Annotated in this window: 12 protein-coding genes and 1 tRNA gene; 8 read left to right on the top strand and 5 right to left on the bottom strand. The window is 62.7% G+C overall.

Features of this window, described 5'->3' with window-relative positions; all coding sequences use genetic code 11:
- Nucleotides 1–58: 58 nt before the first annotated feature.
- The 5 genes from ACFUOZ_RS04405 to ACFUOZ_RS04385 all read right to left on the bottom strand — a co-directional run bounded on the left by ACFUOZ_RS04405 (nt 59) and on the right by ACFUOZ_RS04385 (nt 4,292).
- Entirely contained in the window at nt 59–1,099 is a 1,041-nt protein-coding gene (locus ACFUOZ_RS04405) for a M4 family metallopeptidase (protein WP_377545541.1), read from the bottom strand.
- Between the two features lie 156 nt (nt 1,100–1,255).
- A tRNA-Arg gene (locus ACFUOZ_RS04400) sits at nt 1,256–1,328 on the bottom strand.
- Between the two features lie 95 nt (nt 1,329–1,423).
- Nucleotides 1,424–2,926 carry an FAD-dependent oxidoreductase gene (locus tag ACFUOZ_RS04395; protein WP_377545148.1) on the bottom strand — a complete coding sequence of 501 codons (1,503 nt, stop codon included), beginning with the start codon at nt 2,924–2,926 and terminating at the stop codon, nt 1,424–1,426.
- Nucleotides 2,923–3,795, bottom strand: a complete 873-nt coding sequence (locus ACFUOZ_RS04390; RefSeq protein ID WP_377545146.1) for an FAD:protein FMN transferase — start codon at nt 3,793–3,795, stop codon at nt 2,923–2,925. Before ACFUOZ_RS04390 ends, ACFUOZ_RS04395 begins: the two co-directional genes overlap by 4 nt.
- A gap of 5 nt (nt 3,796–3,800) precedes the next feature.
- On the bottom strand, nt 3,801–4,292 hold the full coding sequence (locus ACFUOZ_RS04385) for a hypothetical protein (protein WP_377545145.1): 492 nt from the start codon (nt 4,290–4,292) through the stop codon (nt 3,801–3,803).
- A 246-nt stretch (nt 4,293–4,538) separates the two neighbouring features.
- Here ACFUOZ_RS04385 and argS point away from each other — a divergent pair, with 246 nt between their 5' ends.
- From argS to prmC, 8 genes are all read left to right on the top strand, one after another.
- A complete protein-coding gene (argS, locus tag ACFUOZ_RS04380; protein ID WP_377545143.1) occupies nt 4,539–6,188 on the top strand; it encodes an arginine--tRNA ligase in 1,650 nt (549 codons plus the stop codon).
- A gap of 4 nt (nt 6,189–6,192) precedes the next feature.
- The gene (gene lysA / locus ACFUOZ_RS04375; protein ID WP_377545141.1) at nt 6,193–7,665 is read left to right on the top strand and encodes a diaminopimelate decarboxylase; all 1,473 of its coding nucleotides are present in this window, start codon (nt 6,193–6,195) and stop codon (nt 7,663–7,665) included.
- A complete protein-coding gene (locus ACFUOZ_RS04370) occupies nt 7,658–8,974 on the top strand; it encodes a homoserine dehydrogenase (protein WP_377545139.1) in 1,317 nt (438 codons plus the stop codon). The genes lysA and ACFUOZ_RS04370 overlap by 8 nt, the downstream gene beginning before the upstream one ends.
- On the top strand, nt 8,975–10,078 hold the full coding sequence (thrC, locus tag ACFUOZ_RS04365; RefSeq protein WP_377545137.1) for a threonine synthase: 1,104 nt from the start codon (nt 8,975–8,977) through the stop codon (nt 10,076–10,078).
- A 2-nt stretch (nt 10,079–10,080) separates the two neighbouring features.
- Nucleotides 10,081–11,055 carry a homoserine kinase gene (thrB, locus tag ACFUOZ_RS04360; protein ID WP_377545135.1) on the top strand — a complete coding sequence of 325 codons (975 nt, stop codon included), beginning with the start codon at nt 10,081–10,083 and terminating at the stop codon, nt 11,053–11,055.
- Nucleotides 11,056–11,357: 302 nt separating this feature from the next.
- The gene (rho, locus tag ACFUOZ_RS04355) at nt 11,358–13,493 is read left to right on the top strand and encodes a transcription termination factor Rho (RefSeq protein ID WP_377545133.1); all 2,136 of its coding nucleotides are present in this window, start codon (nt 11,358–11,360) and stop codon (nt 13,491–13,493) included.
- 238 nt (nt 13,494–13,731) lie between these two features.
- Nucleotides 13,732–14,805 carry a peptide chain release factor 1 gene (gene prfA, locus ACFUOZ_RS04350; protein ID WP_377545131.1) on the top strand — a complete coding sequence of 358 codons (1,074 nt, stop codon included), beginning with the start codon at nt 13,732–13,734 and terminating at the stop codon, nt 14,803–14,805.
- A gap of 42 nt (nt 14,806–14,847) precedes the next feature.
- Complete coding sequence (gene prmC / locus ACFUOZ_RS04345) at nt 14,848–15,720, top strand: peptide chain release factor N(5)-glutamine methyltransferase (RefSeq protein ID WP_377545129.1); 873 nt, start codon at nt 14,848–14,850, stop codon at nt 15,718–15,720.
- Nucleotide 15,721 lies beyond the last annotated feature (1 nt).

The following is a 15,721-nucleotide window of genomic DNA, read 5'->3' as shown; positions in this document are numbered from 1 at the left end:
CGTCCTGCCACTGTTGCCTCAGCGCGCAGGTGGCCCGGCAACAGGCCCCGCCGCGCGACTAAACCTTGACCTTCACAGTGTCCCACGCCTTCCGGACGGCGTCATGCTCCGGTGAACCGCTCCCGAACAGTTCCTCGGCCGTTGCCAGCGTGGTCCTGGCGAATTTGCCGAAAGTGCACGTGGTGGGGAGCGCTCCACTGGTCAGGGTCCCGTACCAGATCTGGCCCGGAGCCTCCCACGCGTGGCCCCCAAGCTCAGCGGCGACCACATAGAAAGCCCTGTTGGGAATGCCGGAGTTGATGTGGACGCCGCCGTTGTCCGCGCTGGTCCGGACATAGGAGTCCATCGAATCCGGTTGTGGATCCTTGCCCAGGACGTCGTCATCGTAGGCAGTGCCCGGTGCTTTCATGGACCGCAGTGCCTCACCCTGCACCTGGTCAGTGAACAAGCCCTGCCCGATCAACCAGCTGGCCTGTTCCGCGGTCTGCTGTTTGGTGTACTGCTCCACCAGCACGCCAAACACATCCGACATCGATTCATTCAGCGCTCCGGCCTGGTTGCGGTAGGCCAGGTTGGCTGTGTACTGGGTGACACCGTGGGCCAGCTCGTGGCCGATGACGCTGACGGACTTGGTGAACCGCTGGAAGATCTGTCCGTCCCCGTCACCGAAGACCATCTGGCTGCCATTCCAGAAGGCATTGTCGTAAAGCTTTCCGTAGTGAACAGTCGCATCCAGCGGCAGCCCGGCGTCGTCAATTGAATCCCGCCCGAAAACTTCGCCATACAAGCGGTGCGTACCGCCGAGGCCGTCATAGGCTTCATCGGCGGCGGCATCACCCACGGGTGCTGCTCCTTCCTTGCGAACAAGGTGCCCCGGAAGATCCTCCAACGAGCCGGCGTCGTAAATGGTCCGTTTGGGAGGCCCGGGTTTGGCCTGGCGGGCACTCGGCGGCGCTGCGGGGAGGGTGGCCGTTCGGATCGCCTGCAGGCCCTTGATCTGCAGGAGGGACTCCTTGGCAGCACGCGCGACAGCGCGGAGCCGGGGTTCGTCCTGGGCGGCAATCCTGCGAAGCATGTACGGCGGGACGATGGAACACATCACGGCAAACCCCTTTTGCTATCGGAAAGACCAACTGGAATCAGCCTAGAAGCAAGGGCAGACAATTTTGCGGCGTGGTCCCGGCAAGCCCGTAACTGATAGTCCGTAGCCGGCACGCAGAAGACCCCGCCAGCAGTGCTGGCGGGGTCTTCGTTGTGCCCTCGATAGGATTCGAACCTACGGCCTTCTGCTCCGGAGGCAGACGCTCTATCCCCTGAGCTACGAGGGCATCCAGGGTATCCCTCCGTTGCCGGTGGGACGTCCTAGAGCTTAGCAGCCGTGACGCCGCAAAGGAAAACGGCTGCTCCATGCCGTGCAAATGGCTCAGTAGCCCGCGAAAGAATCCACGTGAACACGCCGGGCCCCAGCGCCACGCGCCGCAGAACGAAGGGAATCAACGCTCGCCGGTGAACCGGAGACGAACACCTCCCTGTCCGCGATGTCCGGTACCAATTCCCTAAGGCGGGCGCCATCGATTCGGGAAGTTCCGGCGTCGAGCATAAAGTCCGGGGGAGTGGAACCGTCCGCAAGCCGGGCAATCACCGTTGCGCCAGAGGCCTCCAGCTGGTCCAGCCACGCCATGTCGCCACGGCTTTTCGCCAGGTACAACACCACGGTGTCGCGTGAGCTGCCGTCGGCTGCCAGCTGCGACAGGAACGGCGTGATGCCGATGCCGGCCGCTATCAACAAAACCGGCTTGCCGGCGTCGTGCGGCAATAGAAAGTCGCCGCCCACGGCGGTGGCGGAAACAGTATCGCCTGGCCGAAGTGCGAGCAATGCCTTCTTGGCGGTCGACAACGGCTCCGCTGTTCCCACACCAAAAGTCACTTCGGCGGCCCCTGGAGGGCTGGTGATGCTGAAAATCCGCCGTCGGCCCTTTCCATCGGAGCCTGAGTGCGGCAGGTTGAGCTCCATGAACTGGCCGGCAGCGAAGCGGACGGGTCGCGCTGGCTCGAACCTGAATTCCGTGCTCAGCGGCGTCAGGGCACGCGAACCCTTGAAAGTCAGCTCAACCCCACCCCGCTGGCCCAGGAAGAAAGCGATCAGATTACCCAGAAGCAGCGCCAATTCCGGGGAATTGGCCACGAAGCCAAAGTTGTAGGGAACCGCGAAAACAAAACCAACGACGGCGGCAAGCGCCAGCTGCTGCCAGCGGCGGGGAGGAAGCGTAAGCGGCTCGGACAGCATGAACCCGACGAAGAACAACAGGGGGCGTTGGGCCAGCGTCTGCCACAAAGCCTGCCCCAGGGTCATGCTCCGGCTCAGCAGCTCCAGGGTAATGATGCTGGTTGCCACCACCAGGAAAACGGTGGCCATCAGCAACTTGCGGGTGCGGTAGAGGACCAGCAGCACTCCCGGAACAAGCAACCAAAGCATCGCGGGAGTGGCAGCCCACCAAGTGGCGATGTTCAGCCCGGTCAAACCGGTAATGAATGCCCCTGCAGCTGCCGGATTGAAAATGTGCCTGCCCCTGAAGGCCAATGCGTATTTGGATGCACTCGCCAGCACGCAAGCCAACGCCACACCGGCCATATCGGTAAGCCCAAAAGTGGGCCAGAACAGGAAATACAGCAGCAGGGCCGTGATGAGCGAGGATTCGGTGTGCGGCTTGACGCCGAAAACCGCGGCAAGCAAACGGTTCGACCCATAGGTGACGCCGAGGCAGAGGGTCAGGTGCACCAGCATCTCCGGCAGGCCAAACGTCAGCCAGCCCAGGACGTTGAGGACCATGCTGTAGACCACCAGCACGCCCAGGACCCACAGGATCAAGCGGTACATGGTGAAGCGGCCCAACCAGGTGTCGATGCGGGACTTGGCAGCAATCATGTGAACAGTCTCCCCTCAAAACCGGCCGAAAACGTGGCAGTGCCCGCAGAGGATACGCGGAGCCACGAAAAATCGAACTCCTCTTCAAGCGGCGCTGGTTCCATCATGAACAAGGCCGTAGCCAGGCCGTCCGCCACCAGTGCACTCGCGGCCATGGTCCAGGTAGCCACTGTGGTGTGGATCGGCCTGCCGGTGGTCCCGTCCAGAACGTGGTGGAGCCCGTCACCCCATGCCCGGCGGTTGGACGCCGAAGCGCACAATGCTGCGTTATCCAGCTCCACGGTTCCAATGGCCTGCTTGGGATTGTAAGGATGCTCCAGGGCAACTGTGATCGGGTGGCTCCCGGAATGCAGCATGTCTCCGCTGCCGTCCACCAGGAAGTCACCGTGGCCTGCTGCAAGGAGGACGCCCCCCAAAAGGTCCACCAGCTGGCCCTTCCCGGCCGCTCCGATGTCCAGGACCAAAGGTTCCGTGGCAATCATTGCCGTGCCCGTCCACTCAAGAACGTCCTCCCAACGGGGCGGTGCTTGGGGCATTCCAACAGGGCTAAGGGAGTATTCGGCGTCGTAGCCCAGCTGTTCGAGGCTGCTTCCGATGAGGGGGGTCACTGCCCCTTGGCTCAGGCGGTGCAGTGCCGAGTAAAGCTCCTGGAGCCCGGCCGCGTGCTCCGGCAGCGTGATGCTGCCTGGGGCGCGGGACAGGGTCGACACCAGCGAGTCGGCCCTGAACCGCGACCACGTCCGGTCGTAGGCCTCCACGGTATCGAGCAACTCCGTGGAAAGTGCAGGAGCCAGCTGGCCAGGGGTCGAGATTTCCCACTTCGTACCGATCCCTTCGAAGCGGAACGTGCTCCAGCCAGGAAGGGCCATGATGGCTACTTCGCCTGGGATTTGATCTGCTGGAGGGCGTCGTTGAACCCTCCAGACGTCAGGGAAGAGCCTGCCACCTTGGAGACGTTGAGTTCGTCCACGTCCTTCCCGACAATCTGGGCCGCGATGCCACTGGCAAACTCACCCTGGAACTTCTTGGTGTTGGGGTTGGAGGGATGCACCGTGATGTTCACCGCAGAGACCTTGTCGGCGGCAAGCGTCAGTTCAACGCCCACTGTCTCCTGCCCATTGGGGGAGGTGTACGTTCCGTCCGCACTGTACGTTCCGTCCTTGTAAGTGCTGGATCCTGCAGAGGCGATCGGGGCAGAGGACTGACTTGAGGACGTCGGGCTGCCGGTCGATGCCTGGCCGCCTTCCTGGGTAGCGGGGGCCTGGGTGCTGGGCGCCTGGGTGCTGGGCGCGCATCCCGCGGCTGTTCCGGCGACGGAAAGGCCGGCGATGCCGACAAAGATGCTCTTGCGAAGTGGCGTAGTCATGGTTCTGCTCGTTTCAACTGGACAAGTTCAACTGGAGTATGTGGTCTGGGGCTTGTTCGTCAGGGACCTGGACGAGCTCCCGGTCAGGGATTCGGCCAGTGCCCATGTTCTTCACAACGTTGAAATCAGCGTAATGGTTCAGTCTGTGCTGGCAGCCAGCCATAGCTGAGCAACTGCTGTGGTCAAATTATCCACATACGGGTCCTCGAATTCCGCGTCTTTGCGGGCCACCGGTAGGCTAGATCCGTGACTCCCGAAGAACTCTCTGCTGCCATATCCGCCTGCCTTAAGGACGCTGTCTCCACTGGCGAAATCGCCTTGACGGAATCTGCCGTCCCCGACGCCGTGCGCGTGGAGCGACCCAAGAACCGGGACCATGGGGATTGGGCCACCAACATTGCCCTCCAGCTGTCCAAGCAGGCCGGAATGAATCCGCGTGAATTCGCCGGCATCCTGAGCACCCATCTCCAGGGCATCCCCGGGGTAACCGGCGTCGAAATCGCGGGACCGGGCTTCCTCAACATCACCGTGGACGCAGCTACCGCAGGGACGCTGGCCAAGACAATCGTCGAGGCCGGTGCGGCGTATGGCACCAACCAGGCGCTCGCAGGCCGTGTGGTCAACATGGAATTCGTTTCGGCAAACCCCACCGGGCCCCTGCACATCGGCCACACCCGCTGGGCAGCACTTGGCGATGCCATCGCCCGGGTCCTGCGTGCCTCCGGCGCGGACGTCACTGCCGAGTACTACATCAACGATGCCGGCTCGCAGATGAACGTCTTCGCAAACTCCGTGCTCTCCCGCCTTCACGGCAGGGGCGTTCCGGAGGGCGGCTACCCCGGCGAATACATCCGTGAACTCGGTGACGAGGTCCTGAAGGCGCATCCGGATATCCGTGAACTCACCGACGAGGCTGCCCTTCCGGTGATCCGCGCTGCCGCCTACGAGGCCCAGATGGCAGACATCAAAGCCACCCTGGCCGACTTCGGCGTGGAGTTTGATGTCTTCTTCTCGGAGAAGGAACTTCACGACGCCGGTGCCATTGAATCCGCTGTTGCGCGCCTCCGCGAGCAAGGGCACGTCTTCGACGACGGCGGCGCGGTCTGGCTGCGCACCACCGACTTCGGTGACGACAAGGACCGTGTCATGATCCGCGCCAACGGTGAACCCACCTACTTCGCCGCAGACGCCGCGTACTACCTGTCCAAAAAGGACCGTGGATTTACCGAGAAGATCTATCTGCTCGGCGCGGACCACCACGGATACATCAACCGCCTCAAGGCCATTGCGGCATGTGCCGGCGATGACCCGGAGGTCAATATCGAGGTCCTCATCGGCCAGCTGGTGTCCGTCAACGGTGCCAAGCTGTCCAAGCGCGCCGGCAACATCATCGAGCTGAAGGACCTCATTTCCTGGCTCGGCAAGGATGCGGTCCGCTATTCCCTGGCGCGCTTCCCTGCCGACTCCCCGCTGACGCTGGATCCTGAACTGCTCAAGAAGAACAGCAATGAGAACCCGGTGTTCTACGTGCAGTACGCGCATGCCAGGTCCCGCGGCACGGCCCGCAACGCAGCGGAGGCAGGTGTGGACCGCTCGGTCTTTGACGCGGCGCTCCTGGACCACGCCACTGAAAACGAGCTGCTGTCCTACTTGGGCAGTTACCCCTCCATTGTGGCCAAGGCCGCTGAACTGCGTGAGCCGCACCGGGTGGCGCGCCACCTTGAGGTCATCGCCGGGGCCTACCACCGCTGGTATGACGCCTGCCGCGTGTCGCCCCAGGGCGACGAGCCTGTCCAGGACGTGAACCGGACACGTTTGTGGCTGAACGATGCAACCAGCCAGGTACTTGCCAACGGACTCGAACTGCTCGGCGTTTCGGCGCCGGAACGGATGTAGGGAAATGACCACAGAAGCCAATCACGTCTCTCCCCTCGCGCCGGAATGGTTGGCCCTTCCGGATGACCTCAATGCCTTGCAGTCGCCCATGTGGGCTGCCGGGGTGGAGAAGAACGACGCAGGTGTTCTCACCATTGACGGCATTGCCGTCAGTGACCTCAAGGAACAGTTTGGTACTCCACTCTTCGTCATGAGTGAGTCCGACTTCCGTTCACGCGCCCGGGACTTCAAGGACTCCTTCGACGCCGCTTTCGCGGACATTTGCGGGGGAGTGGACGTCTACTACGCCGGTAAATCGTTCTTGTGCACTGCGGTTGCGAGCTGGGTGGCAGAGGAAGGCCTCCGACTCGACACGTGTTCCGGAGGCGAGCTCGCGGTCGCAGCGCGCGCAGGCATTGCCGGGCCCAACCTGGGCCTACATGGAAACAACAAGTCGGACGCCGAAATCAATCGTGCGTTGGACATGCAGGTGGGCAGGATCGTGGTGGACAGCCTCGACGAACTAGAGCGGGTCGCCAAGATTGCCTCGGGCAGGGGAGAGATTGCCAAGGTCATGCTCCGACTGACCCCCGGTGTCCACGCGCACACGCATGAGTTCATCGCCACGGCCCATGAGGACCAGAAATTTGGGCTCTCCATGGCTGAAGATTCGACCGAGGAAGCCGGCCTGTCCGCTGCCGAAGAAGCGGTGGCAGCAGCGACGTCGTATGCCAGCGTTGAACTCCTGGGCCTGCACTGCCACATCGGTTCGCAGATCTTCGAGCCTGACGGCTTCGCCGTGGCAGGAGAGAAGCTTCTGCGTTTCCTTGCAGCCATGCAGAGCAAGTACTCCATCGTCCTCCCTGAACTGGACCTCGGCGGCGGTTACGGTATCGCCTATACCCCGGTCGACACCCCGCGTCCGCCGGCCGAAGTGGCACAGGCGATGGCCGCCGTCGTGCGTTCCACCTGCGACGAACTGGGGATCACCGCGCCGCGCATCTCCATCGAGCCCGGCCGCGCGATCGTTGGCAGCACAACGTTTACCCTCTACGAAGTCGGCACCCTCAAGACTGTCCGGGTTGATGCTCCCGGGGAAGCGGAAGGGCAGGAGAACGTTACGTATCCGCGCCGGTATGTGTCGGTGGACGGAGGGATGAGCGATAACGCCCGTCCGGTGCTGTATGACGCGGATTATTCGGCAATTTTGGCTTCCCGTGATTCGGATGCCGCTCCACAGCTGTCCCGAGTAGTGGGCAAACATTGCGAGAGCGGCGACATAGTTGTTAGAGATGTATATCTGCCCGCGGACGTGGCAGCCGGTGATTTGCTCGCAGTACCGGGTACCGGCGCCTACTGCTGGGCCCTCTCCAGCAATTACAACTACCTGGCCCGGCCTGGCGTTGTCGCTGTACGCGACGGAGCCGCCAGGCTTATTGTCCGCGGGGAAACCGAAGAAGATCTCTTGAACCGCGACATGGGAGTGGCGAATGTCTGAAGTGCGAACCTTGAAAGTGGCCCTGCTGGGCTGTGGCAACGTTGGGGCCCAGGTCGCGCGGATTCTGATTGACGACGCCGAGGCACTGGCCGCCCGCAGCGGTGCCCGCCTTGAACTCTCCGGTATCGCGGTCCGCAACATCGACTCCCCGCGTGACGTCGACCTGCCGCGCGAGCTGTTCACCACGGACGCCGACACTCTCGTCAAGGGTGCGGACCTTGTCATCGAACTCATGGGCGGTATCGAACCTGCCCGGTCGTTGATCCTTACCGCAATCCAGAACGGTGCGTGCGTCGTCACCGGCAACAAGGCCCTGCTGGCACAGGACGGACCTACCCTGTACGAAGAGGCCGATAAGGCCGGGGTGCAGTTGTCCTACGAGGCCGCCGTCGCTGGCGCCATCCCCATCCTGCGTCCCATCCGTGACAGCCTTTCCGGCGATCGCATCACGCGCGTCCTGGGTATCGTCAACGGCACCACCAATTTCATCCTCGACCAAATGGACAGCACGGGTGCGCAGTTCGCTGACGCACTGCTAGAGGCCCAGCGCCTCGGTTATGCCGAAGCCGACCCGACAGCTGACGTCGAAGGACACGACGCCGCAGCCAAGGCCGCCATCCTCGCGTCACTGTCCTTCCACACCCGCTTCTCCCTGGACGATGTCTATTGCGAGGGCATCACCAAAGTCAGTGCCTCAGACATTGCCTCTGCCAAGGAAGCCGGATTTGTCATCAAACTGCTGGCGATTGCGGAGAAGATTGACTCCGAAGACCACGGCAACGGCATCTCGGTGCGGGTGCACCCCACCTTGCTCCCGCGTGAACACCCCCTCGCGGCGGTCCGCGGTGCCTTCAATGCGGTGTTCATCGAGGCAGAAAATGCCGGCGAGCTGATGTTCTACGGCCAGGGCGCAGGGGGAACGCCTACGGCGTCCGCAGTGCTCGGTGACCTCGTCTCAGCCGCCCGCCGCTTGGTCCTGGGTGGACCGGGCCGAACCGAGACCACCACCGGCCACGTGCCGGCACTCACCATCGACGCCTCCAACACCAGCTATTACATCGGCTTGGATGTCGCTGACCAGGCCGGGGTTCTTGCCCGTATCGCCCACATCTTTGCGGAGAACGGCGTTTCCATCGAAATCATGCGTCAAACGATCCACCGCGACTCTGCCTCGAAGGTTGAGTCGGCGGAGCTGAAGATCGTAACGCACCGTGCATCCGAAGCTGCACTCGCAGCAACCGTCGAGGCCGTCAAGGGCCTTGACGTCATCAATTCCGTCACATCCGTACTGCGGGTAGAAGGGGTCTAAGTGGCTCACCAATGGCGCGGAGTAATCCGCGAGTATGCTGATCGTTTGCCTGTAACGGAAGCCACCAAGGTCATCACCCTCGGCGAGGGCGGCACTCCGCTGGTTCACGCTCAGAAGCTTTCCGAGCTGACCGGATCAGAGGTTTACCTCAAGGTCGAAGGCATGAACCCCACGGGATCCTTCAAAGACCGCGGCATGACCATGGCCATGACGGCAGCTGTCGAGGCCGGCGCCAAGGCCGTGGTTTGCGCGTCGACGGGAAACACTTCCGCGTCCGCCGCAGCTTATGCCACGGCCGCAGGTTTGAAGTGTGCAGTGCTGGTTCCTGAAGGCAAGATCTCCATGGGCAAGTTGAGCCAGGCGATCGCCCACGGCGCCACCCTGCTGCAGGTCGACGGCAACTTCGACAACTGCCTGGACATTGCCCGCAAGCTTGGCGAGTCCTACCCGGTGTTCCTGGTGAACTCAGTCAACCCTGCACGCATCCAGGGCCAGAAGACTGGCGCTTTCGAAGTTGTCGATTCATTGGGTGATGCCCCGGATATCCACGTCCTGCCCGTCGGCAATGCCGGCAACATCAGCGCTTACTGGAAGGGCTACAAGGAATACGCTGCTCCGTTCGAGAGCGTCAACGGCACCCTTCCGGCCGTTTCCACCAAGACTCCCACCATGTGGGGCTTCCAGGCTGCCGGCGCAGCACCGTTCGTCGCCGGCCACCCCATCACCGAGCCCGACACCATCGCCACCGCCATCCGCATCGGCAACCCCGCGTCGTGGGACACTGCCGTGGCAGCACGGGACGAATCGGGTGGACTGATCGAAGCGGTCACAGACGAGGAAATCCTGGACGCCCACCGTTGGCTGTCTTCAAAGGAAGGCGTCTTCGTCGAACCCGGCTCCGCTGCCGGCGTCGCCGGACTGATCAAGAAGCACGCTGCCGGCCAGGTTCCCTCGGGTAAGACCATCGTCATCACCGTCACCGGACACGGACTCAAGGACCCCCAGTGGGCCCTCCGGACCGAAGACGGCAGCGATGTGCAGCCCGTCAAGGTGCCGAACGATGTCGTCACCGTTGCAGCAGAACTGGGACTGGAAGAAAACTAAGAGTGGAATCAACACAGCCCACCGCGACTGATCGTGTCCTCGTCGCGGCAGGCCAACGGCTGACCGTTAAGGTCCCGGGTACAAGTGCCAACCTGGGCCCGGGCTACGACAGCCTGGGCCTGGCACTGTCCATTTACGACACCTTGACGGTGGAAACCCTCAGTACCGGAGAGCTCAAGTTCGAGCTCTCCGGTGAGGGCGCCGACTCCCTTCCACGCGATGCCAGCCACCTGGTGGTGCGGGCAATCGACCTCGCCTTGGAACGTCTCGGCTTCCAGCACGGCGGACTGCGGATCATCGCAGAGAATGTCAATCCCCACGGACGGGGATTGGGATCTTCGGCCTCTGCAGTGGTTGCCGCAGTTACGGCTGCGAATGCCATGGTGCCGGCGGAAGCCCAACAGGATCGCCAGTGGATTCTCCAGCTCACCAGTGAGATGGAAGGCCACCCGGACAACGTCGCACCCGCGATTTTTGGCGGACTGGCGCTGTCCTGGCAGGACAGCGAGCAGTACAGCACCACCCGGGCCGAGGTGTCACCGTCGGTGATTCCCATCGTGGCTGTACCGGACTACGAGCTCTCCACCGAGACTGCCCGCGGATTGCTCCCGGCATCGATTGGCCATCACGCTGCGGCGATGAATTCCGGGCGGGCTGCCCTGCTGATTCACGCACTGACTGCAGAACCTGCTTTGTTGTTGCCTGGCACCGAAGACTATCTGCACCAGAGCTACCGTGCGCAGGCCATGAGGCCCAGCGCCGACCTCATCGGAGCTTTGCGTTCAGCAGGGCACGCGGCCGTCGTTTCGGGTGCAGGACCCACGGTGCTGGTACTCGCCGACGGGGAGGATGACGCCGTGGCGGTGGTTGATTTCATCAATTCGTTTACCTCCGCCAACACACCGCACGTTGGTTGGCGCGTGATGACACTGGCTGTTGACGTTCAAGGTGCTAGAGTGGAAGTGCACCGCCGGTAAAGCCGCGGGCAGTTCCCTGATTTTGGACTTCGGTGTTTCGCCGTACCTTTCGTCAACTGTGCCAACGTTGGTGGTGTCGTCTCTTTCCGGCCTGCATCAGGTCCGCAGAACTCTCTCTGTTTCCTGAATTTCAGGCTGGCTGTCCGGGTAACCGGTTCCAGTGAAGGCGATCAGTATCCGGCCCTGTTGGCCATAACCATCGGGCACGGCCAAATTCACCGGTTGCAGATCTGAACTGCAGCCCAGAACAATCATCGCGTCCAGCTCTCGCTCTGGACGCCGTCGAGGGGGAAGGATCCTTCGTGACAGAAACCACTGAGCTGGCTTCAGCTGTGGACACATCATCTTCTGCTGCTGAGTCGTCAACGGCAGCAACCAAGAGCAGCGGCCTCGCCGGCCTCAAGCTCGCCCAGCTCCAGGCTCTCGCGAGCCAGCTGGGTATTTCGGGGGGATCCCGCATGCGCAAGGGAGATTTGGTCACGGCCATCTCTGCCCACCGCGCAGGCACCTCCACGACCAAGGCTCCTGCCAAGGCCACTGCGGCCAAGGCTCCTGCCGTGGCCAAGGAAGCCCCGGTTGCCGAGGCCAAGGCCCCGGAGAAGAGCGCGCCCGTTGAGGCCGCCGTAGAGGCCCCGGCCCAGGAAGCACCCCGCGGCCGCGGCCGTGGCCGCAGCCGCCGGGCAACGAGCGATGGCGTCGTAGCAGCTGCTGAGGCAGCCGCAACAACGGCTGCCTCAGCCACTGCTGCGCCTGCTGCAGAGGCTGCCGAAGCACCCGCCGTCGAAACTCCGGCAGCAGCCGAAGCAACAGACGCCGGTACTGAGCGCCGCCAGCCGCGTACTCGCAACCGCCGCCGCGGCGAAGCTGCCGCAGCTCCTGCTGAAGCAACGGAAGCGCCGGCCGCCGAGCAGCGTACGGAACAGCGTGAGCAGCGCACCGAACGTACGGAACAGCGTGAGCAGCGTGAGCAGCGCACCGAACGTACGGAACAGCGTGAGCAGCGCGAGCAGTCCGACTCGGGCGATCAGCAGCGTGAACGCCGCGACAACAACCGCGGGCGTCGTGAAGAGAACAACGACGGCGACGACACCGGCAACCGCCGCAACCGCCGCAACCGTCGTGACCGCAACGACCAGAATGACAGGAACGACCGCCGGGGCGGCCAGGACAGCCGTGACGGAAACTCCCGCAGCGACCGTTTCCGTGACCGCAACGAACGTCGTCGTGGACGCGCCCAAGGACCGGACGTCGACGACGTCGAGGTCACCGAGGATGACGTCCTGCTCCCCGTGGCAGGTATCCTCGATGTCCTGGAGAACTACGCGTTCATCCGCACCTCCGGTTACCTCCCCGGCGCCAATGACGTTTACGTCTCCTTGGCCCAGGTCAAGAAGTACAACCTCCGCAAGGGCGACGCCGTCGTAGGTGCCATCCGCGCACCGCGCGAAGGCGAGGACCGTGGACAGCAGTCGGCCCGCCAAAAGTTCAACGCGCTGGTTCGGGTCACGTCTGTCAATGGCAAGACCCCCGAGGAACTCAAGGACCGCGTCGAGTTCGCAAAGCTCGTTCCGCTGTACCCCTCAGAGCGCCTCCGCCTGGAAACCGACCCCAAGAAGATCGGCCCCCGTGTCATCGACCTCGTGGCTCCGATCGGCAAGGGCCAGCGTGGTTTGATCGTCTCCCCGCCGAAGGCAGGCAAGACGCTCATCCTGCAGTCCATCGCGAACGCCATCACCACCAACAACCCTGAGGTCCACCTCATGATGGTGTTGGTTGACGAACGCCCCGAAGAAGTCACGGACATGCAGCGCACGGTCAAGGGCGAGGTCATTGCCTCGACCTTCGACCGTCCCGCAGATGACCACACCACGGTTGCCGAGCTCTCCATCGAGCGCGCCAAGCGTCTTGTGGAAATGGGCATGGACGTGGTGGTCCTCCTTGACTCCATGACCCGTCTGGGCCGTGCCTACAACCTGGCAGCACCGGCCTCGGGCCGCATCCTGTCCGGTGGTGTGGACTCCGCAGCCCTGTACCCGCCCAAGCGCTTCTTCGGTGCTGCCCGCAACATCGAAAACGGTGGCTCGCTCACCATCCTGGCAACGGCTCTGGTAGAGACCGGCTCCAAGATGGACGAAGTCATCTTCGAAGAGTTCAAGGGCACCGGCAACATGGAGCTCCGCCTGTCCCGCCAGCTGGCAGACAAGCGCATCTTCCCGGCCGTGGACGTCAACGCTTCGGGTACCCGTCGCGAAGAAAACCTGCTCTCGCCTGAAGAAGTAAAGATCATGTGGAAGCTGCGGCGCGTCCTCTCCGGCCTGGAGCAGCAGCAGAGCCTTGAGCTGCTGACCAACAAGATCCGGGAAACCCAAAGCAACGTCGAGTTCCTCATGCAGGTTCAGAAGACGACGCTTGGAGCAAAGTCGGACAACGACAAGTAGCTGCTTTTCTGAGCCGCTGATTCTGCTGCCCCCGCCCCTACGCGTGGTGGCCAAGTCCTAACGGACTTTGCCACCACGCTCCGGCAGGCCCGAAGCCACTCCCGGGGCAGCAGAATCAGCGGCTCGTTCCGTTTTCGGCTCGCCTTCGCGGGCCGGTTGTTAATACTCGACGGCGGTCGTGTCACCTTCCGCTGTTTGCGCCACTAAACTTGAGCGCAGCGTTGAAAGGTTGTTCTAAATGTTTGAGTCCGTTCAGGGATTGCTTGATGAGCATGCTGCTATTCAGGCGCAGTTGAGTGATCCTGCTGTTTATGCCGATCAGTCTGCTGCCAGGAAGTTGGGGCGGCGCTCCGCTGAGCTCCAGGGCATCGTGGAGGCGTACAACAAGTGGCGCGGGCTCAATGACGACCTTGAAGCGGCCAAGGAAATGGCTGACGAGGATCCGGAGTTCGCCGCGGAGGTGGAGCAACTGGAGGAGCAGATCCCTGCGGCCCAGGAACGTTTGCGCCGTTTGCTGATCCCGCGTGATCCGGACGATGCCCGTAATGTGATCCTTGAAGTGAAGGGTGGCGAAGGCGGCGATGAGGCTGCTTTGTTCGCCGGTGACCTGCTGCGCATGTACATGCGCTACGCCGAATCACGCGGCTGGAAGACCGAAATGATCTCTGCCACGGAGTCGGACCTTGGCGGCTACAAGGATGTTTCCGTGGCCATCAAGGGCAGCTCGAATGACCCGGCACAGGGTGTTTTTGCCCGGTTGAAGTTCGAAGGCGGCGTACACCGCGTGCAGCGTGTTCCCGTGACCGAGTCGCAGGGCCGGATCCACACCTCGGCTGCCGGCGTCCTGGTGCTTCCCGAAGTTGATGAGCCGGAAGAGCTGGAAATCAACCAGAACGATCTCAAGATCGACGTCTACCGCTCATCCGGTCCCGGCGGCCAGTCCGTGAACACCACCGACTCCGCCGTCCGCATCACCCACTTGCCCACGGGCATTGTTGTGGCGATGCAGAACGAAAAGTCGCAGCTGCAGAACCGTGAAGCCGGCATGCGCGTCCTCCGTGCCCGCCTTCTGGCGCACCAGCAGGAACAGATTGACGCTGCCAACTCAGAACAGCGCAAGTCGCAGATCCGTACCATGGACCGCTCGGAGCGCATCCGCACATACAACTTCCCGGAGAACCGCATTGCGGATCACCGAACCGGTTATAAGGCCTACAACCTTGACGCCGTGATGAACGGGGATCTAGAGCCGGTGATCCAGTCGGCCATCGAGATGGACGAGCAATCGCGCCTGGATGCTATTGGCGAATAGCCGCCAGCAACGCATTTCCACCTTCAGCAAGCAGGGTAATCCATGACGTTTCACCCCGGCCAAAGCCTCGCGGACGCTGTCCGCGAGGCTACTGCCGTTTTGTCCAACGCAGGTGTTCCAAGTCCGCGGGTGGATGCCGAAATCCTTGCCGACCACTTGCTGGGTGTCGGGCTGGGCCGGCTCCGCGCAATGCTGCTGGGTGATGCTCCTGCTCCCGACGGATACGAAGAACTGGTGCGGGAACGGGCGGAGCGTGTACCTCTGCAGCACATCACAGGCATCGCGTATTTCCGTCATCTTGAACTCCGTGTGGGCCCCGGCGTGTTTATCCCGCGTCCGGAAACCGAGTCGGTGGTCCAGCTGGTCATAGACAATGTGGCCGGAGTGCATGAACCCAAAGTCGTGGACCTGGGAACAGGTTCCGGGGCCATTGCAGGCTCCATCGCCCACGAGGTGCCCGGCGCTGAGGTCCATGCCGTGGAATACAGCACCTTTGCCCATGCTTGGGCCGCGCGGAACCTTGAACCGCTCGGCGTATCGCTGGTCCAGGGTGACCTCCGGGATGCCCTGCCCGAGCACAACGGAACTTTCGACGTCGTCGTCTCAAATCCGCCTTACATTCCCGCCGAGGCAATTCCTTCCGAGCCCGAAGTTGCGCTCCACGATCCACCGGAGGCGTTGTACGGCGGGGGAGCGGACGGGATGGAACTCCCGACGGCGGCCGCTGCCTCAGCGGCGCGGCTCTTGAAGCCGGGGGGCTACTTCGTGATGGAACACGCCGAAGTCCAGGCAGAATGGATCGCCGGCATGTTGCGGCGGATGGGACGTTGGAAAGAGATCACCACGCACTTTGACCTGAACGGCAAAGAACGTGCAACCAGCGCGATACTGGCAAGCATCGCGCCTGATGAGTGAA

It is taken from the genome of Paenarthrobacter sp. NPDC057355 (assembly GCF_042667405.1).
Classification (GTDB): Bacteria; Actinomycetota; Actinomycetes; order Actinomycetales; family Micrococcaceae; genus Arthrobacter.
Note: the sequence above shows the minus strand (reverse complement) of the source record. Positions and strands in the feature narration are given on the sequence as shown.